Genomic DNA, 26,489 nt, shown 5'->3' on the forward strand with positions numbered 1-26,489 from the left:
CTTATTTGCGCAGCAGGTGTTTCCAGCCACGGCTCTGGAACACGGCCATGACCTGGTGGGCACGGGCGTCCAGCACCTCGGTGCGCACGTCTGCTTCCACTTCGTCGCTGATCGGCAGGTTGGCCAGTTCGTGCAGCTTGTTCAGTTCTCCGAACAGGCGGTCCAGGTCCGGGCTTTCCAGCACCTGACGGGCATGGTGCAACCAGGCCAGCAGGCGCTCGATACGCGGCAGCTGTTCGGCCAGGTCTTCCGGCTGGCGATGGTACAGCGGCAGGTTCAGCGCCTTGGCCTCGTCAGCCAGCAGCACGTTCAGCCAGTTGGCCAACTGGGCAGCGCCCTGGCGGTCGCCGCGCTTGTTGCGCTCGACGGTCCAGCCGCGGGCCAGCAGCCAGCGCGAGGTTTCCAGGGAGAACTGACCCCAGCGGGTGTCGAGCAGCTCTTCGGCGAACTGCTCTGGCGCAGCGCGACGAACGTCTTCGTCGTCGTTGCCGGCCAGCACCAGTGGGCGCCAGTCTTCGAGCAGGGCATCGAGGCTGCTGCGCAGTGCTGCAGTGGTGGTACGCGGCGCTGCCTGGCCAAGGCTGCTGGCCAGGGCGCGCAGTTCGGCGAGGGACTGCACCCAGTCTTGCAGCAGGCGCCAGTGGCCGTTGAAGCGATACTGCTCAGCCAGGCGCTGGCTGGCGCCGAGCAGTTGCAGGGCGAGCGCGGCAAAGGCGTCGTCTACCGACATCTCGGCGCTGAGCTCGCTCGCTGGCAGGCTCAAGGCGTAGCTGGCCGGGTCGAGCAGGCGATAGCCGCGTTCGGCCTTGCTGATGTCGCAGGGGAACAGCGGCAGGCTGGCGGACAGTTCGGCAGCCAGTTCCAGCAGCGCTTCGGGTTCGCCTTCGCGCAGTTCCAGTTCCAGCTCGCAGATTTCTTCTTTCTGCTTGCCCGCGACCACTGTGCCCAGGTCCAGGGCTGCTTCGATCACCACCTTGGACTTGCCACGGCCCCAGGCGATTTCAGCGTATTCGCGGGTGAAGTCGGTGGTGAACAGCGCCTTGATGGTCTTTTTGTCCAGCTCGGCCAGTTCGGCCGGCCAGCACGTGTCGTCGAGCTTCTTCAGGTCCAGCTTGGCCTTGGGCAGCTCCCACTCGTGTTCGTTGCGCTGCGACAGGCCGGCGACGCTTTGGCCGCGGGTCTTGAGGGTCTGGATGACCACATCGCCATCGCGGCGCAGGCGCAGGGCGACCTTGGCTGCAGCCAGGTCACGCTCGGGGGTGTCGAAGTACTGGTTGAGCAGCTCGCGCTGCTGCCAGCCGGACTTGTTGCGCTTCTTCAGCAATGGGTGCTCGCGCAGGGCGGCGAGCGTCTCGCGGCTGACGCGCAGTTTGATTTCGGTTTCTTTGTGCATTGCTGGGTAATCCAGGCTCGGATGACAGGGAGCGTCTTGGCCGTGCAGTGTACAGGACTCGGCCGCCGACGGTTTATTCCAGGTGCCCGATGGCCCTATGATGGGTTTCGTCCCGAGGAGAAAGCGCATGCCCTGGCCATCGCTCAAAGACCAGTTTGCCGCGCTGATTGCCGCACCCTCGGTCAGCTGTACCCAACCTGTGCTGGACCAGTCCAACCGTGCGGTGATCGACCTGCTGGCCGGGTGGCTGGGCGACCTTGGTTTTGACTGCGACATACAACAGGTGAACCCGGGCAAGTTCAACCTGCTGGCGTCCTATGGCAGTGGCCCGGGTGGTCTGGTGCTGGCCGGGCACAGCGATACGGTGCCTTACGACCCACAGCTGTGGAGTACCGACCCGCTCAAGCTGACCGAAGTCGATGGCCGTTGGGTGGGCTTGGGCAGTTGTGACATGAAAGGCTTCTTCGCCCTGATCATCGAGGCCGTGCAGCCGCTGCTGGCCCATGATTTCAAACAGCCTCTGCTGATCCTTGCCACCTGTGACGAAGAAAGTTCGATGTCGGGTGCCCGTGCATTGGCCGAGGCTGGCCGGCCGCTGGGGCGTGCGGCAGTGATCGGTGAGCCGACCGGGCTCAAGCCGATCCGCCTGCACAAGGGGGTGATGATGGAACGCATCGACATCCTCGGGCGAAGTGGCCATTCGTCGGATCCCAGCCTTGGACACAGCGCGCTGGAAGCCATGCATCAGGTGATGGGCGAACTGATGGGGTTGCGCCGGCAATGGCAGAAGGAATTCAACAATGCCCAGTTCAGCGTGCCGCAACCGACCCTGAACTTCGGCTGCATCCATGGCGGCGACAATCCCAACCGGATATGCGGGCAATGTGCGCTGGAGTTCGACCTGCGGCCGCTGCCGGGGATGGACCCGCAGGCCCTGCGTGCGGCCATTCGCCAGAAGCTGGCACCGCTGGCCGAGCAGCATCAGGTGCAGATCGACTACGCGCCGCTGTTCCCCGAAGTGCCGCCCTTCGAGCAGGCCGCCGATGCGGAACTGGTCAAGGTAGCCGAACGTCTTACCGGTCATCGCGCCGAAGCGGTAGCCTTTGGCACCGAAGCGCCTTATCTTCAGCGCCTGGGCTGCGAAACCCTGGTATTGGGCCCCGGTGACATCGCTTGTGCCCATCAGCCGGGCGAGTACCTTGAAATGTCACGCTTGCAGCCTACTGTGCGTCTATTGCGTGAACTGATTGAACATTATTGCCTGAGCCCGGTAATTGCCCGCTGAGTTCAGCCGTTTTCCCCAAGGAGATTGCGCGTGACGCCAAGCCTGTTCCGACGATAACCCTTCGAGCGCTGTGTGCTTTCCCGTTCTTGTCCAATTTTTTACAGGCTCTGTGGTTATGCCCGATTACGTCAACTGGCTGCGTCATGCTTCGCCTTACATCAACGCTCACCGGGAATGCACCTTTGTGGTCATGCTGCCCGGCGACGGCGTTGAACATCCCAATTTCGGCAACATCGTCCACGACCTGGTGCTGCTGCACAGCCTCGGGGTTCGGCTGGTACTGGTGCATGGTTCGCGCCCGCAGATCGAAACCCGCCTGAGCAGCCGCGGCCTGACTCCGCACTACCATCGCGGCATGCGCATCACTGATGCCGCCACGCTGGAGTGCGTGATCGATGCGGTGGGGCAGTTGCGTATTGCCATTGAAGCGCGCCTGTCGATGGACATGGCCGCCTCGCCGATGCAGGGCTCGCGGCTGCGCGTGGCTTCCGGCAACCTGGTGACGGCGCGGCCGATCGGTGTGCTCGAAGGGGTCGACTATCACCACACCGGCGAAGTGCGCCGGGTTGACCGCAAAGGCATCAATCGCCTGCTCGACGAACGTTCGATCGTGCTGTTGTCGCCTTTGGGCTATTCGCCCACCGGGGAAATTTTCAACCTCGCCTGTGAAGACGTCGCAACCCGCGCCGCCATCGAGCTGGAAGCCGACAAATTGCTGCTGTTCGGCGCTGAACGCGGCTTGCTTGATGAGCAAGGGCGGTTGGTGCGTGAACTGCGTCCGCAGCAGGTCCCCGCGCACCTGACGCGCCTGGGCAGCGATTATCAGGGTGAACTGCTCGATGCCGCCGCCGAGGCGTGCCGTGGTGGCGTGGCGCGTAGCCATATCGTCAGTTACGCCGAAGACGGTGCCTTGCTCACCGAACTGTTCACCCGCAATGGTGGTGGCACCCTCGTGGCCCAGGAGCAGTTCGAGAAGGTGCGTGAAGCGGAAATTGAAGACGTCGGTGGCCTGCTTGACCTGATCAGCCCGCTGGAAGAGCAGGGCATCCTGGTACGTCGCTCGCGTGAGGTGCTGGAGCGCGAAATCGAGCAGTTCAGTGTGGTCGAGCGGGAAGGCATGATCATCGCCTGCGCAGCCTTGTACCCGATCGCAGATTCCGATGCTGGCGAGCTGGCGTGCCTGGCGGTCAATCCCGAGTATCGCCACGGTGGGCGCGGTGATGAGTTGCTTGAGCGTATCGAGACGCGGGCGCGGGAAATGGGGCTCAATACACTGTTCGTACTGACGACCCGGACTGCGCACTGGTTCCGCGAGCGGGGCTTCGTCCCAAGCGGGGTCGAGCGGCTACCGGCGGCAAGGGCTTCGCTGTACAACTATCAGCGCAATTCGAAGATTTTCGAGAAGACGTTGTAGTTTTTGGGGCTGCTTTGCAGCCCATCGCCGGCAAAGCCGGCTCCCACAGGTGTGGGAGCCGGTTTACCGGACCGCCGCGAAGCGGTTGTTACACGGTATGCAGGTACCAGTTGTACTCGAGGTCGGAGATGGAGTGTTCGAACTCCTCCAGCTCACTCTCTTTGCAGGCCACGAAGATATCGATGTATTTCGGGTCGATGTACTTGGCCAGGATCTCGCTGTCGTCCAGCTCGCGCAGTGCATCACGCAAGTTGTTCGGCAGGCTCTGCTCGTTCTGCTCGTAGGAGTTGCCTTCGGTCGGCTCGCCTGGTTCAACCTTGTTGGTCAAACCATGGTGAACGCCGGCCAGCACGGCGGCCATCAGCAGGTACGGGTTGGCGTCGGCACCGGCAACACGGTGTTCGATGCGCACGGCATCCGGTGAACCGGTTGGTACGCGCAGGGCCACGGTACGGTTGTCCAGGCCCCAGCTCGGCGAGTTGGGTACATAGAACTGGGCACCGAAACGGCGGTACGAGTTGACGTTCGGGCAGAGGAACGCCATCGACGCCGGTAGGGTCTCGAGCACACCGCCGATCGCGTGACGCAGTGCGGCGTTCTGCTCGGGATCCTCGCTGGTGAAGATGTTCTTGCCATCTTTGTCCAGCACCGAGATATGGACATGCAGACCATTACCCGCCTGGCCCGGATAGGGCTTGGCCATGAAGGTGGTGTCCATTTCATGGTCGTAGGCGATGTTCTTGATCAGGCGCTTGAGCAGTACCGCGTAGTCGCAGGCCTTCATCGGGTCGGCAACGTGGTGCAGGTTGACTTCGAACTGTGCCGGAGCGCTTTCCTTGACGATGGCGTCGGCAGGAATGCCTTGTTCCTTGGCGCCTTCGAGGATGTCCTGCAGGCAGTCGACGTACTCGTCGAGGTCGTCGATCAGGTAAACCTGGGTCGAAATCGGGCGTTTGCCGGAAATCGGCGAGCGTGGTGGCTGTGGACGGCCGTTCACGTTCTCCTGGTCGATCAGGTAGAACTCAAGTTCAAAGGCGGCGCAGATGGTCAGGCCCAGCTCGTCGAACTTGGTCACGACCTGACGCAGGACTTCCCGCGGGTCGGCAAAGAACGGCTCGCCTTCGAGTTCGTGCATGGTCATCAGCAGCTGAGCGGTCGGGCGCTTCTGCCAAGGCTCGTTGGACAGGGTATCGGGGATCGGATAGCAGATGCGGTCGGCATCGCCGATGTCCAGGCCCAGGCCGGTACTTTCGACGGTCGAACCGTTGATATCCAATGCGAAGAGGGAGGCCGGCAGGTTGATGCCTTTCTCGTAAACCTTGTGGAGGCTGGTGCGCTCAATGCGCTTGCCACGCACCACACCATTCATATCTGCAATCAGAAGGTCAACGTAGAGAACCTCAGGATGTTCCTTAAGGAACGCGTTCGCTTCGTTAAGCTGAACGGCACGCGGGGGTACCGACATGATGCAACACCTTTGTTGTTAAAAATATCAATCAATGGGGGCTTGCAGCTCCAGTCAATCGGAAAGCCCTACTGAAGTCAAGCCAACCCCATGATGCCCTAAAATGGCCCTCGAGCGGCATTTTTGCTGCAATTAAGGGCGCAGACAATCGCTGCTTTCGTACGATACGAGCGGTTTTGAGCATGCCGTGTTCTATTTTTTACGGGGGTGTTGTGTAAAAAAATGAACAAGGCTAAGCTCGGTGGCAACCCATAACATCAATAATACCGGGGGTTACATGTCACGCTTGCCGACAACCGGCATCACCGTCTGCCGCTCGCAGATCGGTCTGCACGCATTCTACGCGGGCGGCTTTCGCCGCGCGCCAGCATCCTGCACCCCGGCTGAAATAATTGACGGCCCGGGCAGCCTGCCCGTTGTCGCCACCTCTTTGAATACCTTATGCCTTCACTATAGCGGCCCTCGCCGCGGTATGCCCTCGCGTGGCTTTTGCTTTAGCGTTGCCCGGCATCCAGAATGTCTGGGACGGCCCACTCCGGGTGTCCTGACGACAGTCCAGACATTTACCTCCTGAGGTATTTATGAGTAACAACCTCGACCAGCTCACCGATTGGTTGAAAGAACACAAGATCACTGAAGTGGAGTGCTTGATCAGCGACCTCACCGGGATCACACGTGGCAAGATTTCTCCAACCAACAAGTTCATCGCCGAAAAAGGCATGCGCTTGCCCGAGAGCGTCCTGCTGCAAACCGTTACTGGCGACTACGTCGATGACGACATCTATTACGAACTGCTGGACCCGGCCGACATCGACATGATCTGCCGTCCAGACGAGAACGCGGTGTTTCTCGTGCCGTGGGCGATCGAGCCGACCGCCCAGGTGATCCACGATACCTACGACAAGCAGGGCAACCCGGTCGAACTGTCGCCGCGCAACGTGCTCAAGAAGGTGCTGAAACTCTATGCCGACAAGGGCTGGCAGCCGATCGTGGCGCCAGAAATGGAGTTTTACCTGACCAAGCGCTGCGAAGACCCTGACTTCCCGCTGCAGCCACCGATCGGCCGCTCGGGGCGCCCGGAAACCGGTCGTCAGTCGTTCTCTATTGAAGCCGCCAACGAATTCGATCCGCTGTTCGAAGACGTCTATGACTGGTGCGAACTGCAGAACCTCGACCTGGACACGCTGATCCACGAAGACGGCACAGCACAGATGGAAATCAACTTCCGTCACGGCAATGCCCTGGCCCTGGCCGACCAGATCCTGGTGTTCAAGCGGACCATGCGTGAAGCGGCGCTCAAGCACAATGTCGCGGCCACCTTCATGGCCAAGCCGATGACCGGCGAGCCCGGCAGCGCCATGCACCTGCACCAGAGCATCATCGACGTGCACACCGGCAAGAACATCTTCTCCGATGAAGACGGGCGCATGAGCGAGCTGTTCCTCAACCATGTGGGCGGCCTGCAGAAGTTCATCCCGGTGGTGTTGCCGCTGTTCGCGCCGAACGTCAACTCGTTCCGCCGCTTCCTGCCCGACACCTCGGCGCCGGTGAACGTGGAGTGGGGCGAGGAAAACCGCACCGTTGGCCTGCGCGTTCCGGATGCCGGCCCACAGAACCGCCGCGTCGAGAACCGCTTGCCAGGCGCCGATGCCAACCCGTACCTGGCGATCGCCGCCAGCTTGCTGTGCGGCTATATCGGCATGGTCGAGGGCATCAAGCCCAGCGCGCCGGTACAGGGCCGCGGTTATGAGCGCCGCAACCTGCGCCTGCCGCTGACCATCGAGGACGCGCTGGAGCGCATGGAGAACTGCCAGGCACTGGAACCGTACCTGGGCAAGAAATTCATTACCGGCTACGTCGCGACCAAACGCGCCGAGCATGAAAACTTCAAACGCGTAATCAGCTCCTGGGAACGTGAGTTCCTGCTGTTTGCGGTCTGATCAACCCGGAGCCGCAGGAGTGCGGCCGTCAGAAAACGGAGAAGCACATGAGCGTCAACAACCCGCAAACCCGTGAGTGGCAAGCTTTGAGCAGCGAGCATCACCTGGCGCCTTTCAGCGATTACAAACAGTTGAAAGAGAAGGGGCCGCGAATCATCACAAAAGCTCAAGGCGTGCACCTGTGGGACAGCGAGGGCAACAAGATCCTCGACGGCATGGCTGGCTTGTGGTGCGTTGCCGTTGGCTATGGCCGTGAGGAGCTGGTCGAGGCTGCCTCCAAGCAGATGCGTGAGCTGCCGTACTACAACCTGTTTTTCCAGACGGCCCACCCACCGGCACTGGAACTGGCCAAGGCCGTTTCCGACGTGGCGCCGGAAGGTATGACCCATGTGTTCTTCACCGGCTCCGGCTCCGAAGGCAACGACACCATCTTGCGCATGGTTCGCCACTACTGGGCGGTCAAGGGCAAGCCGAACAAGCAAGTGATCATCGGCCGCATCAACGGCTACCACGGCTCCACCGTGGCCGGCGCTGCCCTGGGCGGCATGAGCGGCATGCACGCACAGAGCGGCACGCTGCCAGGCATCGTGCACATCCCGCAACCGTACTGGTTCGGTGAAGGCGGCGACATGACCCCGGACGAGTTCGGGGTCTGGGCCGCCGAACAGCTGGAGAAGAAAATCCTCGAAGTCGGCGAAGACAATGTCGCTGCCTTTATTGCCGAGCCTATCCAGGGCGCTGGCGGGGTGATCATTCCGCCAGATACCTACTGGCCGAAGATCAAGGAGATTCTGGCCAAGTACGACATCCTGTTCATCGCCGACGAAGTGATCTGCGGTTTCGGTCGCACCGGCAAGTGGTTCGGCTCCAACTACTACGACCTCAAGCCCGACCTGATGACCATCGCCAAAGGTCTCACTTCCGGTTACATCCCCATGGGCGGTGTGATCGTACGTGACGAAGTGGCGCGTGTGGTCAGTGAAGGCGGTGACTTCAACCACGGTTTCACTTACTCGGGTCACCCGGTGGCGGCCGCTGTGGGCCTGGAAAACCTGCGGATTCTGCGCGATGAAAAAATTATCGAGCAGGTCGAGGAAGAAACGGCACCGTATTTGCAAAAACGTTTGCGCGAGTTGAACGATCACCCGCTGGTTGGCGAAGTGCGTGGCCTGGGCATGCTCGGTGCAATCGAGCTGGTCAAGGACAAGGCAACGCGGGCGCGTTACGAAGGCCAGGGCGCAGGCATGATCTGCCGCCAGCACTGCTTCGACAACGGCCTGATCATGCGCGCCGTAGGCGACACCATGATCATTGCACCACCGCTGGTCATCAGCCGTGAAGAGATCGACGAGCTGGTTGAAAAGGCACGCAAATGCCTGGACTTGACGCTTGAGGCGCTGAAATAGCCAAGTGCTAGGCTAGCCTAATGGCATCATCGTGTTTCGAGGCGCGCGTTGGTTGAAAGTGCGCCTTGGAACTTGCCAGACTAGCGACTGTTTCAGTCGCCCGACAGCCGGCCACTGAACAGATGGCTAAATAAAAAATTCTGGAGCATTACGCATGAAGAAATTGGGCAAGACGTTGTTGGCTATGTCCCTGATGGGCGCCATGGCCAGTGCTGTTCAGGCGGATGACAAAGTGCTGCATGTGTACAACTGGTCGGACTACATCGCGCCAGACACCGTCGCCAACTTCGAGAAGCAAACCGGCATCAAGGTCGTTTACGACGTCTTCGACAGTAACGAAACCCTGGAAGCCAAACTGCTGGCCGGCAAGTCCGGTTACGACGTGGTCATCCCGTCGAACAACTTCCTGGCCAAACAGATCCACGCCGGTGTTTACCAGGAGCTGGACAAGTCCAAGCTTCCTAACTGGAAGAACCTCGACGAAGACCTGCTTAACGCTGTTGGCGCTGCTAGCGACCCGGGTAACAAGTACGCCTTCCCGTACATGTGGGGCTCCATCGGCATCGGCTACAACCCGGAGAAGGTCAAGGCCGCGCTGGGCGTGGACAAGATCGATTCGTGGGATGCCGTGTTCAAGCCTGAGAACATTGCCAAGCTCAAGAGCTGCGGTGTGAGCTTCCTCGATGCACCGACCGAGATGATTCCGGCTGCGCTGCACTACCTGGGCCTGCCGAGCGACAGCACCAAGAAGGAAGACCTGAAGAAGGCTGAAGAGCTGTTCCTCCAGATCCGTCCTTCGATCACCTACTTCCACTCGTCCAAGTACATCTCGGACCTGGCCAACGGCAACATTTGCGTGGCCGTGGGTTACTCGGGTGACCTGGAGCAGTCCAAGGCCCGTGCCCATGAGGCCGGCGACAAGGTCAAGCTGAGCTACACCATTCCGAAGGAAGGTGCAGGTACTTTCTACGACATGGTCGCCATTCCGAAAGACGCCGAGAACGTTGAGGCTGCTTACAAGTTCATGGACTTCCTGCTGCAACCGAAAGTGATGGCCGGCATTACCAACGCCGTGCGCTTCCCGAACGGCAACAAGGCGGCCACCCCGCTGGTGGACAAAGACATCACCAGCGATCCTGCCATCTACCCGTCCGACGAAGTGAAGGCGAAGCTGTACGCCATCAAAGCGCCGGAAAAAGCTGCCCAGCGTGATATCACGCGTAGCTGGACCAAAATCAAATCGGGCAAATAATTCCCCGGTTTTCCTCCCGGATGCTGCGAAAGCAGCGTCCGAGAGGGCTTGAAGGGCAAATTTTTTTTGCCGCGTGAGTGTATCGAAGGTAAGTTGCGCGCCGGTTTGCTTGTCCGGCAGGGATTACTGCCGCAAGACATGGGCACTTTTGTAGAGGACCTCTCACTTGTCTATTTCTGTATTTCGCAAGGCCATGCTGGCTGGAGCGGGTCTGACGCTGGCGATCAGCGTCCAAGCGGCGCCCACGGTGCACATTTACAACTGGTCGGACTACATCGGCCAGACCACACTCGCGGATTTCGAAAAGGCCACGGGCATCAAGCCTGTGCAGGACGTTTTCGACTCCAACGAAACCCTGGAAGGCAAACTGCTGGCCGGTCGCACCGGCTATGACGTGGTAGTGCCGTCCAACCATTTCCTTGGCAAGCAGATCAAGGCGGGCGCGTTCCAGAAGCTCGACAAGTCGCTGCTGCCAAATTACTCGAACCTGGACTCGGCGCTGATGAAGCGTCTGGAAAAGAACGATCCGGGCAACCAGTACGCTGTTCCCTACCTGTGGGGCACCAACGGCATCGGCTACAACGTCGAGAAGGTGAAAGCGGCGCTGGGCACCGACACGATCGATTCCTGGGCCATGCTGTTCGAGCCGGAAAACATCAAGAAGCTCTCCAAGTGCGGCGTGGCGTTCCTCGACTCGGCCGACGAGATGCTTCCGGCGGTGCTCAACTACATGGGGCGTGACCCCAACAGCACCGACCCCAAAGACTATGCCGACGCCGAGAAAAAACTGCTGGCAGTACGTCCCTACGTGACCTACTTCCATTCCTCCAAGTACATCTCGGACCTGGCCAACGGTGACATCTGTGTGGCTGCAGGCTTCTCCGGCGACGTGTTCCAGGCCAAGTCCCGTGCCGAAGAGGCTGGCAAGGGCATCGACGTGGCCTATGTGATTCCCAAAGAAGGCGGCAACCTCTGGTTCGACATGCTGGCGATTCCGAAAGACTCCGCCAACGTCAAAGAGGCCCATGCCTTCATCAACTATTTGCTTGAACCTGCGGTGATTGCCCAGGTAAGCGATTACGTCGGTTATGCCAACCCTAACCCAAAGGCTGGCGAACTCATGGACCAGAGTGTGCGAACCGACGCAGCGGTATATCCACCGCAAGAAGTGCTGGACAAGTTGTACGTCAACTCTGAGCTACCCCCCAAAGTGCAACGTTTGATGACCCGCATCTGGACCAAGGTCAAGTCGGGCAAGTAACAATCCAGGGTTCGTCACGGCAGGGGCGAGCGCAAAAAATCTTGTTGGGAGTTTCACAAATGGCAGTTGCCTCCGGTGCCTATAAGAAAGCCCTCGAGGGCGACCAGCAACCTAAACAGGTGCTGGTCAAAATCGACCGGGTCACGAAAAAATTCGACGAAACCATCGCGGTGGAGGATGTCTCCCTCGAAATCAAGAAGGGCGAGATTTTCGCCCTGCTGGGTGGCTCCGGTTCGGGTAAATCCACCTTGCTGCGGATGTTGGCCGGTTTCGAACGGCCAACCGAGGGGCGTATCTTCCTCGATGGCGTAGACATCACCGATATGCCGCCCTACGAGCGGCCGATCAACATGATGTTCCAGTCCTATGCGCTGTTCCCGCACATGACCGTGGCGCAGAACATCGCCTTCGGTCTGCAACAGGACCGCATGCCCAAGGCCGAGATCGATGCACGCGTTGGCGAGATGCTCAAGCTGGTGCACATGACCCAGTACGCCAAGCGCAAGCCGCACCAGCTCTCCGGTGGCCAGCGTCAGCGTGTGGCCCTGGCCCGCTCCCTGGCCAAGCGTCCGAAGCTGCTGTTGCTCGATGAGCCGATGGGTGCGCTGGACAAGAAGCTGCGTTCGCAGATGCAACTGGAACTGGTCGAGATCATCGAGCGGGTCGGCGTGACCTGCGTGATGGTGACCCACGACCAGGAAGAGGCCATGACCATGGCCCAGCGCATCGCGATCATGCACCTGGGCTGGATCGCGCAGATCGGCAGCCCGATCGACATCTACGAAACCCCGACCAGCCGCCTGGTCTGCGAGTTCATCGGTAACGTCAACCTGTTCGACGGTGAAGTGGTCGAAGACGCCGAAGGCCACGCGGTGATTGCTACCCCTGAGCTTGAGCGCAAGATCTACGTCGGCCACGGTGTCACCACCTCGGTGGAAGACAAGCGCATCACCTACGCGCTGCGTCCGGAGAAGCTGCTGGTGACCACCGAGCAGCCAACCTGCGAGCACAACTGGTCGCGCGGCAAAGTACACGACATTGCCTACCTGGGCGGCCATTCGGTGTTCTACGTCGAACTGCCTGGCGGCAAGATCGTCCAGTCGTTTGTGGCCAACGCCGAGCGCCAGGGCACCCGACCTACCTGGGACGACCAGGTCTACGTCTGGTGGGAGGATGACAGCGGCGTGGTACTGCGGTCATGAACATGCGCAAGCTCACGCGAGCATTCAACCGAATAAAGCCTGAAGGCCGTCATGTCGTGATCGGCGTGCCCTTCATCTGGCTGTTCCTGTTCTTCATGCTGCCGTTCTTCATCGTCCTGAAGATCAGTTTCGCTGAAGCGGACGTGGCGATCCCGCCGTACACCGAAATCTACAGCTATGTCGAAGACAAGCTGCAGGTGGTGCTCAACATGGCCAACTACGGCCTGTTGACCCAGGATGAGCTGTACATCTCGGCGTACCTGGGTTCGTTGAAGATGGCCTTTTTCAGCACGCTGCTGTGCTTGCTGATCGGCTATCCGATGGCCTATGCCATTGCCAATGCGCGCAAAGAAACGCAGACGGTGCTGTTGCTGCTGATCATGATGCCGACCTGGACCGCGATCCTGATCCGCGTGTACGCCTGGATGGGTATTCTCAGCAACAACGGCCTGCTCAATGCTTTCCTGATGTGGCTGGGCCTGATCGACCAACCGTTGCAGATCCTCAACACCAACCTCGCGGTGTACATCGGTGTGGTCTATTCCTACCTGCCGTTCATGATCCTGCCGTTGTACGCCAACCTTGTGAAGCACGACCCGAGCTTGCTCGAGGCCGCGTCGGATCTTGGTTCGAGTACCTTCAACAGCTTCTGGAAGATCACCGTTCCGCTGTCGAAAAACGGCATCATTGCCGGATGCATGCTGGTATTCATTCCAGTGGTCGGTGAGTTCGTCATCCCTGAACTGCTTGGCGGTCCGGAAACCCTGATGATCGGTAAAGTGCTCTGGCAAGAGTTCTTCAACAACCGTGACTGGCCGGTGGCGTCTGCCCTGGCGGTGGTAATGCTGGCAATCCTGATCGTGCCGATTCTGCTCTTCAACCGTAGTCAGGCCAAAGAGATGGAGGGCAGGGCATGAAGCGTTTCAGTTTCTCCAAGCTGATGTTGATCGTGGGCTTGCTGTTCATCTACCTGCCCATGCTGATCCTGGTGATCTACTCGTTCAACGCCTCGAAGCTGGTAACCGTGTGGGGCGGCTGGTCGGTGAAGTGGTACGTCGGCCTGCTCGACAACACGCAACTGATGGGCTCGGTGATGCGCTCGCTGGAGATCGCTTGCTACACAGCGATCGCCGCGGTGGCGCTGGGTACCCTGGCGGCCTTCGTGCTGACCCGGGTCACCCGCTTCAAAGGCCGTACCCTGTTCGGTGGCCTGGTCACCGCGCCGCTGGTAATGCCTGAGGTGATTACCGGTCTGTCGCTGTTGCTGCTGTTCGTGGCCATGGCCCAGTTGATTGGTTGGCCACAGGAGCGTGGCATCGTCACCATCTGGATCGCCCACACGACGTTCTGCGCGGCGTATGTGGCGGTCGTGGTGTCGGCGCGCCTGCGCGAGCTGGACCTGTCGATCGAGGAAGCCGCCATGGACCTGGGCGCCAAGCCGTGGAAAGTGTTCTTCCTGATCACCATCCCGATGATCGCGCCTTCGCTGGCGGCGGGCGGCATGATGTCCTTCGCCCTGTCGCTGGATGACCTGGTGTTGGCCAGCTTCGTGTCCGGCCCGGGTTCGACCACGCTGCCGATGGAAGTGTTCTCGGCCGTGCGTCTGGGCGTGAAACCGGAAATCAACGCCGTTGCCAGCCTGATCCTGCTGAGTGTATCGATTGTGACCTTCATGGTCTGGTACTTCAGCCGTCAGTCCGAAGAGCGTCGTCGCAAGGCGATTCAACAGGCGATCGAAGAAGGTGCTGCGGCCAACATGTCGCAGCCGCAACCCAAGCGCCAGGCGCCGGTTGCAGCGTCCGCCTGACCGGCCTATTCGCGGGTTAACCCGCTCCCACAGGAAGAGTGCAATGGCTGAGACCTGCACCGTACCTGTGGGAGCGGGTTTACGCTCGAAGATCCCACTGCCGATTCATAGCCAGACCGTATCCCAATGCGGGTAGTCGCCGACACGGTTGACCAACCCCGCCCGCAATGGATTGGCAACGATGTACCTGGCGACCCGCACGACATGCTCCTCCCGCCGCAGCGCCCGATCCTGATAACCATTCTGCCAGATCGGCCCATGTTCAACGCCCGCCCTGTGCAAGGCGAGACTGCACCGTGACTTGAACCTGCGCATCAGTGTGCCCAGCGTGACCGTTTTCAATTCGATCAACCAGTGCAGATGATCCGGCATCACGACCCAGGCCAGTGACTGGCAGGCCTTTTCCTGTTCTGACTGGCGCAATTGCCGAACGACCATGCGTGCGTGAGCGAAGTCATGAAACAACGGTTTGCGCTGATGGGTGGTCGTGGTCAGCAGGTAGAGCCTTCCGGGTTGCGAGCACCGACCACGGCGAAGCAGGTGGGATTGGGCTTTGGGCATCAGCGTTCTCCTTGATAAGTGGATACCTTCTCAACGGTAGTGGCTGAGGCACAGCTACCCACTGGCCGATGGTTTCCGGATATGCCAAGGGACTGCACATCAACCCTGTGGGAGCGGGTTTACCCGCGAACAGGCCAGCCTTGCCGCTAAAACTTTCCCTCCCTAGCGCCGTTTCCCAAACCCTGATCTACGCTAACACTCGCATACCTGTATCGATCTGACGCGTGGAAGGAGCCTGCATGACGGTGTTGCGTACGGTATTAGTCGTCAGTCTGGGCTCGGTGCTCATGCTTGCTGGCTGCAAAAAGAAGGAAGTGGACGAAATCTTGTTACCCCGGGTGGCCGTGCAAAAGGTCCAACCCAGCGATTTTGCTGCGTTGGTGACACTGACGGGAGATGTCCAGGCGCGGGTACAGGCGGACCAGTCGTTTCGCGTCGGTGGCAAGATCATTTCCCGCAGCGTTGATGTCGGTGACCATGTAAAGGCCAACCAGGTGCTGGCCCGTCTCGACCCCAAGGACCTGCAAGCCAATGTCGACTCGGCCAAGGCCGAAGTGTTCGCCGAGCAGGCGCGGGTTACCCAGACCAGCGCGGCGTTTGTTCGTCAGCAGAAACTGTTGCCCAAGGGCTACACCAGCCAGAGCGAGTACGATTCGGCCCAGGCCGCGCTGCGCAGCAGCCAGAGCGCCCTGACCGCTGCCAAGGCGCAGCTTGCCAACGCCCAGGACCAACTGAGCTACACCGCCCTGGTGGCCGATGCCGCCGGCGTCATCACCGAACGCCAGGCCGAAGTCGGGCAGGTTGTGCAGGCCACGGCACCGATCTTCAGCCTGGCCCACGATGGCGACCGCGACGCGGTGTTCAATGTTTATCCGGCGCTGCTGGTCGCCCCGCCCAGCAGTGAAACCATTACCGTCAGCCTGGTGGACGACCCGAAGGTTCAGGCCCAGGGTCACGTGCGTGAAATCACCCCGACCGTGTCGGCACAGAGCGGCACCGTGCAGGTCAAAGTGGCGTTGCGCGATGTGCCGACGAGGATGGAACTGGGCTCACCGGTGACTGCCACCGGTCATGCCCAGGGCACATCAAGTGTCGTGCTGCCCTGGTCGGCGTTGACCAAGGACCTGCATGATCCCGCCGTGTGGTTGGTGGGCGACGGCGACAAGGTCAGTTTGCAGCCGGTCAAAGTCAGTCAGTACCTCACCGGCAAGGTGGTCATTGGTGAAGGCCTCAAAGCCGGGCAAACCGTGGTGGTGGCCGGCGGGCAGTTGCTCACCCCCGGCATGCAGGTAGAAATTGCACCGTTCAAGGACATCGGGGTAGCGCAATGAGAGCAGTCACACTGCTGTGCAGCGCTCTGCTTCTGGCGGGGTGCGGAAAGGAGTCCGCGGACTCGGAACCGGTGCGGCCGGTGCTGTCGGTGATTGTCCAGCCACAGGTACAAGCCAATCTTGGCCGCTTTGCCGGCACTATTCAGGCGCGCTTCGAGAGCACCCTGGGCTTTCGTGTGGCAGGCCGCATTGCCCGGCGCTGGGTTGATGTCGGCAGTGCGGTGAAAGCGGGCGATATTTTAGCCAGCCTTGACCCGGCCGATCAGCGCAACCAGTTGCGCGCTGCCGAAGGCGATCTGGCAAAGGTCCAGGCGCAGTGGATCAACGCCCAGGCAGACGCACGCCGGCAGCAGCAGTTGTTTGACCGTGGCGTGGGTGCCCAGGCGCAGCTGGACATTGCCCAGACCAATCTGAAAACCACCGGGGCGTCGCTGGAGCAGGCCCGCGCGGCCGTCAGCCAGGCGCGTGACCAGCTCGGCTACAGCGAATTGCATGTTGATCACGACGCCGTGGTCACCGACTGGCAGGCAGAGGCGGGGCAGACCGTCAGTGCCGGGCAGGCGGTGGTGACGGTAGCCCGTCCGGATGTGAAGGAAGCGGTCATCGACTTGCCGACCTACCTTGCCGAGCAATTGACGGGTGACATGAAGTTCGTGGTGGCTTCGCAACTTGATCCGGGCATCAACACCACCGCCACCTTGCGCGAGCTCGAACCCCAGGCCGACGCCGCGACGCGAACCCGTCGTGCACGCTTGACCCTGACGGATACCCCAAGGACTTTTTACCTGGGCACGGCGATCAGCGTCACGCTGACCTCGTCGGTATCACCGCGCAACGAACTGCCCGCGACGGCGTTGCTGGAAAGCGACGGGCAGACCCGTGTCTGGGTGGTCGATCCACAGCAGAATACGGTCGCAACCCGTGAGGTGAAAGTGCTTGAGCGCACGCCCAACAGCGTGGTGTTGAGTTCGGGTGTTCAAGCAGGAGAGCGTGTGGTGACAGCCGGTGTGAACAGCTTGAAGCCGGGCCAGAAGGTCAAAATCGATGAGGAAGATCCACGATGAAAGGAAGCTTCAACCTGTCGGAGTGGGCGCTGAAGCACCAATCCTTTGTCTGGTACCTGATGTTCGTCAGCCTGCTGATGGGCGTTTTCTCCTACATGAACCTGGGGCGCGAAGAAGACCCTTCATTCACCATCAAGACCATGGTGATCCAGACCCGCTGGCCGGGCGCTACGCAGGAAGAAACCCTGAATCAGGTCACCGATCGCATCGAGAAAAAGCTTGAGGAGCTGGACTCGCTCGACTATGTGAAGAGCTACACCCGGCCGGGCGAATCGACGGTGTATGTCAACCTGCTGGACACCACACCGTCCAAAGACATCCCTGAAATCTGGTACCAGGTACGCAAGAAAATCCAGGATATTCGTGGTCAGTTTCCCCAAGGCATCCAGGGCCCGGGCTTCAACGACGAGTTCGGTGACGTCTACGGTTCGATCTACGCCTTTACCGCCGACGGTCTGACCCTGCGCCAGCTGCGTGACTATGTCGAACAGGTGCGTGCCGAGATTCGCGAGGTTCCGGGCCTGGGCAAGGTCGAGATGATCGGCACCCAGGATGAAGTGTTGTACCTGAACTTCTCCACCCGCAAGCTGGCCTCGTTCGGCATTGATCAGCGACAAGTGCTGCAAGCCCTGCAGGCGCAGAACGCGGTGACCCCGGCAGGGGTTATCGAAGCCGGGCCGGAACGCGTGTCGGTGCGTACTACCGGTCAGTTCGCCTCGGAGAAAGACCTGGAGACGGTCAACCTGCGCATCAACGACCGCTTCTTCCGCCTGGCCGATATCGCCGAGATCGAGCGCGGCTACGTTGATCCTCCGGCGCCGCTGTTCCGTTACAACGGTCAACCGGCCATAGGTCTGGGCATCGGTATGAAAGCCGGTGGCAACATCCAGGTATTTGGTGCCGACCTGCACAAGATGATGGATCGCGTGGTCAGCGAATTGCCCGTGGGCGTCGGGGTGCATACCGTCTCCGATCAGGCAGTGGTGGTGGAAGAGGCCGTCGGCGGTTTCACCAGCGCCCTGTTCGAGGCAGTGGTCATTGTGTTGGTGGTGAGTTTCATCAGCCTGGGGATCCGCGCGGGGCTGGTGGTGGCCTGTTCGATTCCGCTGGTGCTGGCCATGGTGTTCATCTTCATGGAGTACAGCGGCATCACCATGCAGCGGATTTCCCTGGGTGCATTGATCATTGCCCTGGGCTTGCTGGTAGACGATGCGATGATCACCGTCGAGGTGATGGTGACGCGCCTGGAAATGGGGGAAACCAAGGAGCAGGCCGCGACATTTGCCTACACCTCGACCGCCTTCCCGATGCTCACCGGTACGCTGGTGACGGTAGCCGGCTTCATGCCGATCGGCCTCAATGGCAGTTCGGCGGGGGAGTACACCTACACGCTGTTCGCGGTGATTGCGGCCGCCTTGCTGGTATCGTGGGTGGTGGCGGTGGTGTTTGCGCCCGTACTGGGCGTGCACATCCTCAATGCCAAGGTCAAAGCTCATGACGAAGAGACCGGCCGTGTCGGCAAGGCTTTCGAGCACAGTTTGCTGTGGTGCATGCGCCACCGCTGGCTGACCATCGTCGGGACCATCTTGCTGTTTGTGCTGGCGTTGTTCTGCATGCGCTTTGTGCAGAACCAGTTCTTCCCCTCGTCGGACCGACCGGAAATCCTTGTCGATCTCAACCTGCCGCAAAACGCCTCGATCGAGGAAACCCGCAAAGCCGTGGACAAGCTGGAGGCAACGCTCAAGGGCGACTCGGACATCGATCGCTGGAGCACCTACATCGGCCAGGGTGCGATTCGCTTCTACCTGCCGTTGGACCAGCAACTGCAAAACCCGTACTACGCCCAGTTGGTTATCGTCAGTAAAAGCTTCGAGGCACGCGAAGCGCTGATCAAGCGCCTGAAGGAACGCTTGCGCGAAGACTTCGTCGGCATCGGCAGCAACGTCCAGTCGCTGGAAATGGGCCCGCCGGTGGGCTTGCCGATCCAGTACCGGGTGATGGGCAAGGACATCGACGAGGTGCGCAAGCACGCCATTGCCCTGGCCACCTTGCTCGACAGCAACGACCACATCGGCCAGATGATCTACGACTGGAACGAGCCGGGCAAAGTGCTGCGGGTCGAGATCGCCCAGGACAAGGCACGGCAACTCGGCCTGTCGTCCGAGGACGTGGCCAATGTGATGAACAGCATTGTCAGCGGTACGCCGATCACCCAGGTCAATGACAGCATCTACCTGATCAACGTCATCGCGCGTGCCGAAGACAGTGAGCGCAGTTCGCCGCAGACCCTGCAGAACCTGCAGATCGTCACCCCCAATGGCACCTCGATCCCGTTGCTGGCCTTCGCCACCGTGCGCTATGAAATGGAGCAGCCGCTGGTCTGGCGGCGTGACCGCAAGCCCACCATCACCATCAAGGCGGCGGTACGCGGTGATATCCAGCCCACCGACCTGGTGCGCGAACTCAAGCCGCAGATCGACGATTTCGCCAGCAAGCTGCCAGTGGGTTACAAGGTCGAGACCGGCGGTACTGTGGAGGCCAGTGGCAAGGCCCAGGGGCCAATTGCCAAGGTCATACCGCTGATGCTGTTCCTGATGGGCACCTTCCTGATGATCCAGCTGCACAGCGTGCAGAAGTTGTTCCTGGTGGCCAGCGTGGCGCCGTTGGGCCTGATCGGTGTGGTGCTGGCGCTGGTGCCGACGGGCACACCGATGGGCTTTGTGGCGATCCTGGGGATTCTCGCCCTGATCGGTATCATCATCCGCAACTCGGTCATTCTGGTGACCCAGATCCACGAGTACGAGGAGCAGGGGTTTTCACCATGGGCAGCGGTGCTGGAAGCAACCAACCATCGCCGGCGGCCGATCCTGCTGACGGCGGCGGCTGCGAGCCTGGGCATGATTCCCATTGCGCGGGAGGTGTTCTGGGGGCCGATGGCCTACGCGATGATTGGCGGGATCATTATCGCGACGCTGCTGACCTTGCTGTTCCTGCCGGCGCTGTATGTGGCCTGGTACAAGATCAGGGAACCACAGGAGCAGCGTGCATAAAAATACATATCAATTGCGAATACATCTCATCTTCTGCTAGCGTGCGCTCACCTTGAGATTCGCTGCCAGGACGTGCCGTGTCTTCGTGGAATATGCAGATTGCCCGGTTGTTTGCCGAGCACAAGAAAGCGCTGGAAGCCTTTGTTGCCCGGCGCATCGGCAACGCCCAAGTTGCCGCTGACCTGACGCAGGAGTCGTTCCTGCGTCTGGCGCGGCTGCCTGCCGACAAAAAGATCGACAATCTGCCAGCGTTCCTCTTTACGATTGCCAGCAACCTGGTGCGTGATCATCAGCGTCAGATGATCCGCCGCGAGCGCCTGGATGGCGGCGAACCCAGCGATGAACTGCCCTGCCAGGCACCCGGTGCAGAAGAGCAATTGTCGGCCCTGCAAGAGCATGCGCTGATGCATGACGCCATTCAGGCCCTGCCCGAGGCGACTCGGCACATCTTCCTGCTTTACCATGTCGATGAATGCTCCTACCGGGAAATTGCTGAGCGTCTCAACGTTTCCCCGCGTAGCGTCGAATACCAATTGCGTCGCGCGCTGATCGACTGCCGGGCCTTTATCAAGGCGCGGTTGCTCAGCGGTGCGTCGGAGCCGCGCGGATGAGCCGGCCATTTGCAGCTACGGACACACTGATGATTGACCCGAATGCCATGGATGCCGATGACGACCTGTTCGCCGAGGCCAGTGGCTGGTACTACCGCCTGCAGGCTGAAGACCTCGACGACACCGAGCGCGAAGCTTTTGCCGCCTGGTTGGCACGCGGGCCTGCCCAGCTCAAGGCCTGGAACGAAATGCTCGACTTGCTGGGCGCCTTGCGTGAGCCTGCTCGGCACATCCGCCAGGCCCAACGTGCGCGCTGGCGTAAACCGTCGGTGCGGGCATGGGCGAGCGCTGCCGCCGTGTTGTTGATGCTTGGCGTGCTGGCGTCCAGTCCTTGGCCGGACCGCTGGCGCGCCGACTATGCAACGGCTACCGGCGAGTCGCGTGCGGTTACCCTGGCCGATGGCTCGCAGCTGCAACTCAACACCGACACCGCAGTGCAGGTCGAGCTGCGCGACGGTGAGCGCCGCGTGCGGTTGCTGCGTGGCGAAGCGTGGTTCGACGTCAGCCATGATGCTTCACGTCCGTTCCTGATTCGCTCCGGTGACGGTTGGGTCAAGGTGGTGGGGACGCGCTTCAGCGTTGCCCGGCAGGGCGATCAAACCCGCGTGCGGGTTGCCCAGGGCAAGGTCCAGGTCAGCGCAGATAACCGCCAGTCGGTATTGCTCGAGCCTGGCCGTGGTGTCGAATACCGCGGTGCGCAACTGGGTGCAGAGCATGCTTTCGACGTTGCCGCCGAGTTCGCCTGGCGTCAGCGTCAACTGGTGTTCCGGCAACAGCCACTGGCCGAGGTGGTGGATGCCCTCAACCGCTACTGGCCGGGGCAGACACTGGTGCTCGGCGACGCCTTGCGTCAGCGCAAGGTCTCGGGTGTGTTTGAAATCGACAAGCCCGACGCTGTCCTCAAAGCCTTGACCCACACCCTGGGCCTGCGCGCCGAGCAGTACACCCCGTACTTGCGGGTGCTGCGCGAAGGTTGAAGAAAAATTCGAGAAAGTTTCAGGGTTTCCCTGGCGTAGGTCGTCCTTGAACTCGTAAGCGCAAATAATAAGCACTCTCAGACAGTGCGGCGCAGCTAAACGACTTCGACGATTTGGGGAGCACCACTGATGGATACCACCACCGCCACCCGGCGCCTGTCCGGTCTGCCGACGCTGCTGAGCCTGGCCATTGCCCTGGGGAGCAGTACCTTGGCCATGCCGGCGCTGGCAGCCTCCGCCGTGCAGGCTCAGGCTTATCAGTTCGACATTCCGCCACAATCGCTGGACGGCGCTCTGGCCGCCTTCAGCGCTGTGACCCGGGTGCAGGTACTGGTGAGTGCTGAAATGACCCAAGGCTTGCGCTCATCCGGGCTCAAAGGCAGTTATCCACAGGAGCAGGCCTTGGCGCGCCTGCTGACGGGTACCGGGCTGAACGCCAGCTACATCGACAGCGACAGTGTCACGCTGGAGAAACGCCTGAGCAGTGACGGTGATGCAGCGCTTCAGCTGGGCGCGACCATGGTCGGAGGCAAGGCGCTGGGGGCCACCACCGAAGGCAGTGGTTCCTACACCACCGGTGCCCTGACCATCGGTAAAGGCGAGCAGAAGCTCAAGGACATCCCGCAGTCGGTGTCGGTGGTTACCCGCCAGCGTCTCGACGACCAGAACATGAACAGCCTGCAGGACGCCATGCGCCAGGTTACCGGGGCGACGATCAAGAGCTACAACTCCGGTTCCAGCCTCAATGACGTTTACATGCGCGGCTTTCTGGTCGATCAGGTGCAAGTCGATGGCGTCTCCCAGATCACCGGCCAAGGCGACCTGATGACCAGCTTCGACCTGGCGATGTTCGACCGGGTCGAGGTGCTGCGCGGGCCTTCAGGCTTGTATCAGGGAGCCGGCGAGCCCGGCGGCACCATCAACCTGGTGCGTAAACGCGCATTGGGTGAGTTTGCCCTGAGCGGCGAACTGTCTGCAGGCTCTTATGATCACTACCACACGACGGTGGACGTCACCGGGCCGTTGAACAGCGACGGCAGCCTGCGTGGGCGCTTTGTCACAGCCTACGAGGACAACAAATCCTTCGTCGACTACGCCCAGAATGAACGGCCGATGGTCTATGGCCGGCTGGAATACGACGTTACCCCGGACACCACCCTGTCGCTGGGCGGCGCCTACCAGCACAACCATTCCACCCCGGCCTTCGGCCTGCCGGCGTACGCCAACGGCAAGCTGCTGGACGTCAGCCGCTCGACCTTCGTCGACGCCAAATGGAACGAACTGGATGAGCACGTCTGGGAGAGCTTTTTCGAAGTTGACCATGCACTGGAAAACGGCGGCCAGTTCAAGACCTCGCTGACCTACCGCGATGCCGAGACCCCGACCCGCAACTTCACCTGGAGCGACGGCGCTGTCGATCCGGATACCGGTGCCAGTTCGGCTGTAGCCTATTCCTACTACACCCATATCAAGACCCTGGGCGTGGACAGCTTTGTCACCTTGCCGGTGGAAGCCTTCGGTCGCACCCATGAGTTCACCGCGGGCGCCGAGTACCAGCACCTGGACAAGGACTTCACCTACGGTGGCGGCGAGTACTTCGATACCAATGTGTTCGATCCGGGCAGCATCAACATCCCCAAGCAAAAGTACGAGATGGACAACGGCAACTGGTCGAAATCGCACCAGTATGGTCTCTATGTCCGGACCAAGATCAGCGCTACCGACTGGCTGGACGTGATCCTCGGCAGCCGGGTGACCTGGTTTGAAAGCGAGGCGCACAACGCCAACGCGTTCTTCAACAACTTCAGCACCACCGATACCAACATCGACCGCAAGTTCATTCCTTACGGGGCGCTGGTGGCCAAGCTGACCCCGGAGCTGTCGGCCTACGCCAGCTACACCAGCGTGTTCAAACCGCAGACCGAGGTCGGCAGCGACAACGAGATCATCGAGCCTCGCAAGGGCAAGCAGTATGAGTTGGGTCTCAAGCGTGAGTTCTTCGATGGTCGTCTGAACGGCAGTGTGGCGGTGTTCCGCATCTACGACGAGAACCGGGCAGAACTGGTCGCCAACAACCAGTACTACGAAGCGCAAGGCAAGATCCGCAGCCAGGGCTGGGAGACCGAACTCAGCGGTAACCTGACCGATAACTGGAGCATCAGCACCGGTTACGCGTTCACCATGCTCAAGTCGCTCAGTGGCGAAGACACCAACCAGGGCACCACCATCACCCCCAAGCACAACTTCAACGCGTGGACGCGCTACGCATTCAGCGAAGGGCCGCTCAAGGACTTCAGTGTCGGTGGCGGCGTGCGTGCCGTGAGCGCCACCTACTACAAGCGTGACGTGGATTTCGTCCAGGGCGGTTACGCCATCGCCACCGCCCAGGTGGGTTACGCATTCAACCGCAACCTGTCGGCGACGCTGACGGCCAACAACCTGTTCGACCGTACCTATTACGAGCGCGTCGACAGCTCCTGGGGCTCGAACTTCTACGGTGAGCCGCGCAACCTGACTCTGACCCTGCGCGCCAAGTACTGACTGCCCGGCGACCTGCATGCATAAAAAAACCGGCGCACAAGGCGCCGGTTTTTTATGTTGCAGACGGCTTACAGCCCGTCGAGCAACGCCTTGTTGCGTACGGCACCCTTGTCGGCACTGGTGGCCAGCAGGGCGTAGGCTTTCAGGGCGGTGGTCACTTTGCGTGGGCGCACTTCCACCGGCTTCCAGCCTTTCTTGTCCTGCTCGACGCGACGTGCTGCCAGCTCTTCATCGCTGACCAGCAGGTTGATCGAACGGTTAGGGATGTCGATCAGCACTTTGTCGCCGTCCTGCACCAGGCCGATGGCACCGCCAGCAGCCGCTTCAGGCGAAGCGTGGCCGATGGACAGGCCCGAGGTGCCGCCAGAGAAGCGACCGTCGGTGAGCAGGGCACAGGCTTTGCCCAGTCCCTTGGACTTCAGGTAGGACGTCGGGTAGAGCATCTCCTGCATGCCCGGGCCGCCTTTCGGGCCTTCGTAACGAATGATGACGATGTCGCCGGCCTTCACTTCGTCGGCGAGGATGCCGCGAACGGCGCTGTCCTGGCTTTCGAAGATCTTTGCGTTGCCTTCGAACACGTGAATCGACTCGTCGACACCGGCGGTTTTCACCACGCAGCCGTCCAGTGCGATGTTGCCGTAGAGCACGGCCAGGCCGCCTTCTTGCGAGTAGGCGTGCTCGACGCTACGGATGCAACCGTTCTCACGGTCATCGTCCAGGGTTTCCCAACGGGTCGACTGGCTGAACGCGGTCTGGGTCGGGATACCGGCCGGACCGGCCTTGAAGAAGTGGTGAACCGCTGCATCGTCGGTCTGGGTGATGTCCCACTTGGCGATGGCTTCTTCCATGCTCGGGCTGTGCACGGTCGGCAGGTCGGTGTGCAGCAGGCCACCACGGGCCAGCGAGCCGAGGATGCTGAAGATGCCGCCAGCGCGGTGGACGTCTTCCATGTGGTACTTCTGGATGTTCGGCGCCACTTTGCACAGCTGCGGCACTTTGCGTGACAGGCGATCGATATCGCGCAGGTCGAAGTCGATTTCCGCTTCTTGTGCGGCAGCCAGCAGGTGCAGGATGGTGTTGGTCGAACCGCCCATGGCGATGTCGAGCATCATGGCGTTTTCAAACGCCTTGAAGTTGGCGATGTTGCGCGGCAGGACGCTCTGGTCGTTCTCGCCGTAGTAGCGTTTGCACAGCTCGACGATGGTCCGGCCGGCCTGCAGGAACAGTTGTTCGCGGTCGCTGTGGGTGGCCAGGGTCGACCCGTTGCCCGGCAGGGCCAGGCCCAGGGCTTCGGTCAGGCAGTTCATCGAGTTGGCGGTGAACATGCCCGAGCACGAACCGCACGTCGGGCAGGCGCTGCGTTCGTACTCGGCAACCTTCTCGTCGGAGGCGGTGGAGTCGGCGGCGATCACCATGGCATCGACCAGGTCCAGGCCGTGGCTGGCCAGTTTGGTCTTGCCGGCTTCCATCGGGCCACCGGACACGAAGATTACCGGAATGTTCAGGCGCAGGGCGGCCATCAGCATGCCGGGGGTGATCTTGTCGCAGTTGGAGATGCAGACAATGGCGTCAGCGCAGTGGGCGTTGACCATGTACTCGACCGAGTCGGCAATGATCTCGCGGCTGGGCAGCGAATAGAGCATGCCGTCGTGGCCCATGGCGATGCCATCGTCGACCGCAATGGTGTTGAACTCTTTGGCTACGCCACCGGCGCGTTCGATCTCGCGGGCGACCAGCTGGCCCAGGTCCTTCAGGTGCACATGCCCCGGGACGAACTGGGTGAACGAGTTGGCGATGGCGATGATCGGCTTTTTGAAGTCCTCATCTTTCATCCCGGTGGCACGCCACAAGGCGCGTGCGCCGGCCATATTGCGACCGTGGGTGGACGTTTTCGAACGGTAATCAGGCATGAAGCACTCCTGGCGGCTA

At 60.9% G+C, this 26,489-nt stretch carries 19 protein-coding genes; 15 read left to right on the forward strand and 4 right to left on the reverse strand.

Annotated elements, in window-relative coordinates; all coding sequences use genetic code 11:
* Position 1: 1 nt before the first annotated feature.
* Positions 2-1,393 (reverse strand): inorganic triphosphatase, encoded by a 1,392-nt coding sequence (locus I5S59_RS04270; RefSeq protein WP_197875525.1) that lies wholly within the window; start codon positions 1,391-1,393, stop codon positions 2-4.
* 127 nt (positions 1,394-1,520) lie between these two features.
* Between I5S59_RS04270 and argE the strand changes: the two genes are divergently transcribed.
* Together argE and argA are read left to right on the forward strand one after the other, a co-directional pair.
* Positions 1,521-2,678: an acetylornithine deacetylase gene (argE, locus tag I5S59_RS04275; RefSeq protein ID WP_197875526.1), complete on the forward strand. Its 1,158-nt coding sequence runs from the start codon at positions 1,521-1,523 to the stop codon at positions 2,676-2,678.
* Between the two features lie 115 nt (positions 2,679-2,793).
* On the forward strand, positions 2,794-4,092 hold the full coding sequence (gene argA, locus I5S59_RS04280) for an amino-acid N-acetyltransferase (protein ID WP_197875527.1): 1,299 nt from the start codon (positions 2,794-2,796) through the stop codon (positions 4,090-4,092).
* Between the two features lie 88 nt (positions 4,093-4,180).
* Here the strand turns inward: argA and I5S59_RS04285 are convergent, their stop codons facing one another.
* A complete protein-coding gene (locus I5S59_RS04285; protein WP_128321805.1) occupies positions 4,181-5,557 on the reverse strand; it encodes a glutamine synthetase family protein in 1,377 nt (458 codons plus the stop codon).
* Positions 5,558-6,138: 581 nt separating this feature from the next.
* Here I5S59_RS04285 and I5S59_RS04290 point away from each other — a divergent pair.
* The 7 genes from I5S59_RS04290 to I5S59_RS04320 all read left to right on the forward strand — a co-directional run bounded on the left by I5S59_RS04290 (position 6,139) and on the right by I5S59_RS04320 (position 14,425).
* Positions 6,139-7,497, forward strand: coding sequence for a glutamine synthetase family protein (locus tag I5S59_RS04290; protein ID WP_028942349.1), 1,359 nt, complete (start codon positions 6,139-6,141; stop codon positions 7,495-7,497).
* Positions 7,498-7,544: 47 nt separating this feature from the next.
* Positions 7,545-8,903 (forward strand): aspartate aminotransferase family protein, encoded by a 1,359-nt coding sequence (locus I5S59_RS04295; RefSeq protein ID WP_197875528.1) that lies wholly within the window; start codon positions 7,545-7,547, stop codon positions 8,901-8,903.
* A gap of 154 nt (positions 8,904-9,057) precedes the next feature.
* Entirely contained in the window at positions 9,058-10,155 is a 1,098-nt protein-coding gene (locus I5S59_RS04300; protein WP_197875529.1) for a polyamine ABC transporter substrate-binding protein, read from the forward strand.
* Positions 10,156-10,321: 166 nt separating this feature from the next.
* Positions 10,322-11,416 (forward strand): polyamine ABC transporter substrate-binding protein, encoded by a 1,095-nt coding sequence (locus tag I5S59_RS04305; RefSeq protein WP_197875530.1) that lies wholly within the window; start codon positions 10,322-10,324, stop codon positions 11,414-11,416.
* 59 nt (positions 11,417-11,475) lie between these two features.
* Positions 11,476-12,618, forward strand: a complete 1,143-nt coding sequence (potA, locus tag I5S59_RS04310) for a polyamine ABC transporter ATP-binding protein (RefSeq protein ID WP_128321801.1) — start codon at positions 11,476-11,478, stop codon at positions 12,616-12,618.
* On the forward strand, positions 12,615-13,535 hold the full coding sequence (locus I5S59_RS04315) for an ABC transporter permease subunit (RefSeq protein ID WP_197875531.1): 921 nt from the start codon (positions 12,615-12,617) through the stop codon (positions 13,533-13,535). Before potA ends, I5S59_RS04315 begins: the two co-directional genes overlap by 4 nt.
* Positions 13,532-14,425, forward strand: a complete 894-nt coding sequence (locus I5S59_RS04320; RefSeq protein ID WP_197875532.1) for an ABC transporter permease subunit — start codon at positions 13,532-13,534, stop codon at positions 14,423-14,425. The genes I5S59_RS04315 and I5S59_RS04320 overlap by 4 nt, the downstream gene beginning before the upstream one ends.
* A gap of 105 nt (positions 14,426-14,530) precedes the next feature.
* Here I5S59_RS04320 and I5S59_RS04325 read toward each other — a convergent pair whose 3' ends face one another.
* Positions 14,531-14,986, reverse strand: a complete 456-nt coding sequence (locus I5S59_RS04325; RefSeq protein WP_197875533.1) for an REP-associated tyrosine transposase — start codon at positions 14,984-14,986, stop codon at positions 14,531-14,533.
* A 239-nt stretch (positions 14,987-15,225) separates the two neighbouring features.
* Here I5S59_RS04325 and I5S59_RS04330 point away from each other — a divergent pair, with 239 nt between their 5' ends.
* The 6 genes from I5S59_RS04330 (at position 15,226) to I5S59_RS04355 (ending at position 24,560) form a co-directional block, all read left to right on the forward strand.
* Positions 15,226-16,317 carry an efflux RND transporter periplasmic adaptor subunit gene (locus tag I5S59_RS04330; RefSeq protein WP_197875534.1) on the forward strand — a complete coding sequence of 364 codons (1,092 nt, stop codon included), beginning with the start codon at positions 15,226-15,228 and terminating at the stop codon, positions 16,315-16,317.
* Entirely contained in the window at positions 16,314-17,381 is a 1,068-nt protein-coding gene (locus tag I5S59_RS04335; RefSeq protein WP_197875535.1) for an efflux RND transporter periplasmic adaptor subunit, read from the forward strand. The genes I5S59_RS04330 and I5S59_RS04335 overlap by 4 nt, the downstream gene beginning before the upstream one ends.
* Positions 17,378-20,431 (forward strand): efflux RND transporter permease subunit, encoded by a 3,054-nt coding sequence (locus tag I5S59_RS04340; RefSeq protein WP_197875536.1) that lies wholly within the window; start codon positions 17,378-17,380, stop codon positions 20,429-20,431. The genes I5S59_RS04335 and I5S59_RS04340 overlap by 4 nt, the downstream gene beginning before the upstream one ends.
* Positions 20,432-20,508: 77 nt before the next feature.
* A complete protein-coding gene (locus I5S59_RS04345) occupies positions 20,509-21,042 on the forward strand; it encodes an RNA polymerase sigma factor (protein WP_197875537.1) in 534 nt (177 codons plus the stop codon).
* 29 nt (positions 21,043-21,071) lie between these two features.
* On the forward strand, positions 21,072-22,019 hold the full coding sequence (locus I5S59_RS04350; RefSeq protein ID WP_197875538.1) for a FecR family protein: 948 nt from the start codon (positions 21,072-21,074) through the stop codon (positions 22,017-22,019).
* Positions 22,020-22,148: 129 nt separating this feature from the next.
* A complete protein-coding gene (locus I5S59_RS04355) occupies positions 22,149-24,560 on the forward strand; it encodes a TonB-dependent siderophore receptor (RefSeq protein WP_197875539.1) in 2,412 nt (803 codons plus the stop codon).
* Positions 24,561-24,628: 68 nt separating this feature from the next.
* Here the strand turns inward: I5S59_RS04355 and ilvD are convergent, their stop codons facing one another.
* Complete coding sequence (ilvD, locus tag I5S59_RS04360) at positions 24,629-26,470, reverse strand: dihydroxy-acid dehydratase (RefSeq protein ID WP_128321792.1); 1,842 nt, start codon at positions 26,468-26,470, stop codon at positions 24,629-24,631.
* Between the last annotated feature and the right edge of the window lie 19 nt (positions 26,471-26,489).

Source organism: Pseudomonas alkylphenolica, assembly GCF_016009175.1.
GTDB classification, from domain to species: Bacteria; Pseudomonadota; Gammaproteobacteria; order Pseudomonadales; family Pseudomonadaceae; genus Aquipseudomonas; species Aquipseudomonas alkylphenolica_B.

Coding starts and splice junctions, on each gene's coding strand:
- I5S59_RS04300 (WP_197875529.1), top strand. CDS start 9,058: ATGAAGAAATTGGGCAAGACGTTGTTGGCTATGTCCCTGATGGGCGCC.
- ilvD (WP_128321792.1), bottom strand. CDS start 26,470: ATGCCTGATTACCGTTCGAAAACGTCCACCCACGGTCGCAATATGGCC.
- I5S59_RS04295 (WP_197875528.1), top strand. CDS start 7,545: ATGAGCGTCAACAACCCGCAAACCCGTGAGTGGCAAGCTTTGAGCAGC.
- I5S59_RS04320 (WP_197875532.1), top strand. CDS start 13,532: ATGAAGCGTTTCAGTTTCTCCAAGCTGATGTTGATCGTGGGCTTGCTG.
- I5S59_RS04330 (WP_197875534.1), top strand. CDS start 15,226: ATGACGGTGTTGCGTACGGTATTAGTCGTCAGTCTGGGCTCGGTGCTC.
- I5S59_RS04350 (WP_197875538.1), top strand. CDS start 21,072: ATGATTGACCCGAATGCCATGGATGCCGATGACGACCTGTTCGCCGAG.
- I5S59_RS04290 (WP_028942349.1), top strand. CDS start 6,139: ATGAGTAACAACCTCGACCAGCTCACCGATTGGTTGAAAGAACACAAG.
- I5S59_RS04340 (WP_197875536.1), top strand. CDS start 17,378: ATGAAAGGAAGCTTCAACCTGTCGGAGTGGGCGCTGAAGCACCAATCC.
- I5S59_RS04325 (WP_197875533.1), bottom strand. CDS start 14,986: ATGCCCAAAGCCCAATCCCACCTGCTTCGCCGTGGTCGGTGCTCGCAA.
- potA (WP_128321801.1), top strand. CDS start 11,476: ATGGCAGTTGCCTCCGGTGCCTATAAGAAAGCCCTCGAGGGCGACCAG.
- I5S59_RS04285 (WP_128321805.1), bottom strand. CDS start 5,557: ATGTCGGTACCCCCGCGTGCCGTTCAGCTTAACGAAGCGAACGCGTTC.
- argA (WP_197875527.1), top strand. CDS start 2,794: ATGCCCGATTACGTCAACTGGCTGCGTCATGCTTCGCCTTACATCAAC.
- argE (WP_197875526.1), top strand. CDS start 1,521: ATGCCCTGGCCATCGCTCAAAGACCAGTTTGCCGCGCTGATTGCCGCA.
- I5S59_RS04315 (WP_197875531.1), top strand. CDS start 12,615: ATGAACATGCGCAAGCTCACGCGAGCATTCAACCGAATAAAGCCTGAA.
- I5S59_RS04335 (WP_197875535.1), top strand. CDS start 16,314: ATGAGAGCAGTCACACTGCTGTGCAGCGCTCTGCTTCTGGCGGGGTGC.
- I5S59_RS04355 (WP_197875539.1), top strand. CDS start 22,149: ATGGATACCACCACCGCCACCCGGCGCCTGTCCGGTCTGCCGACGCTG.
- I5S59_RS04270 (WP_197875525.1), bottom strand. CDS start 1,393: ATGCACAAAGAAACCGAAATCAAACTGCGCGTCAGCCGCGAGACGCTC.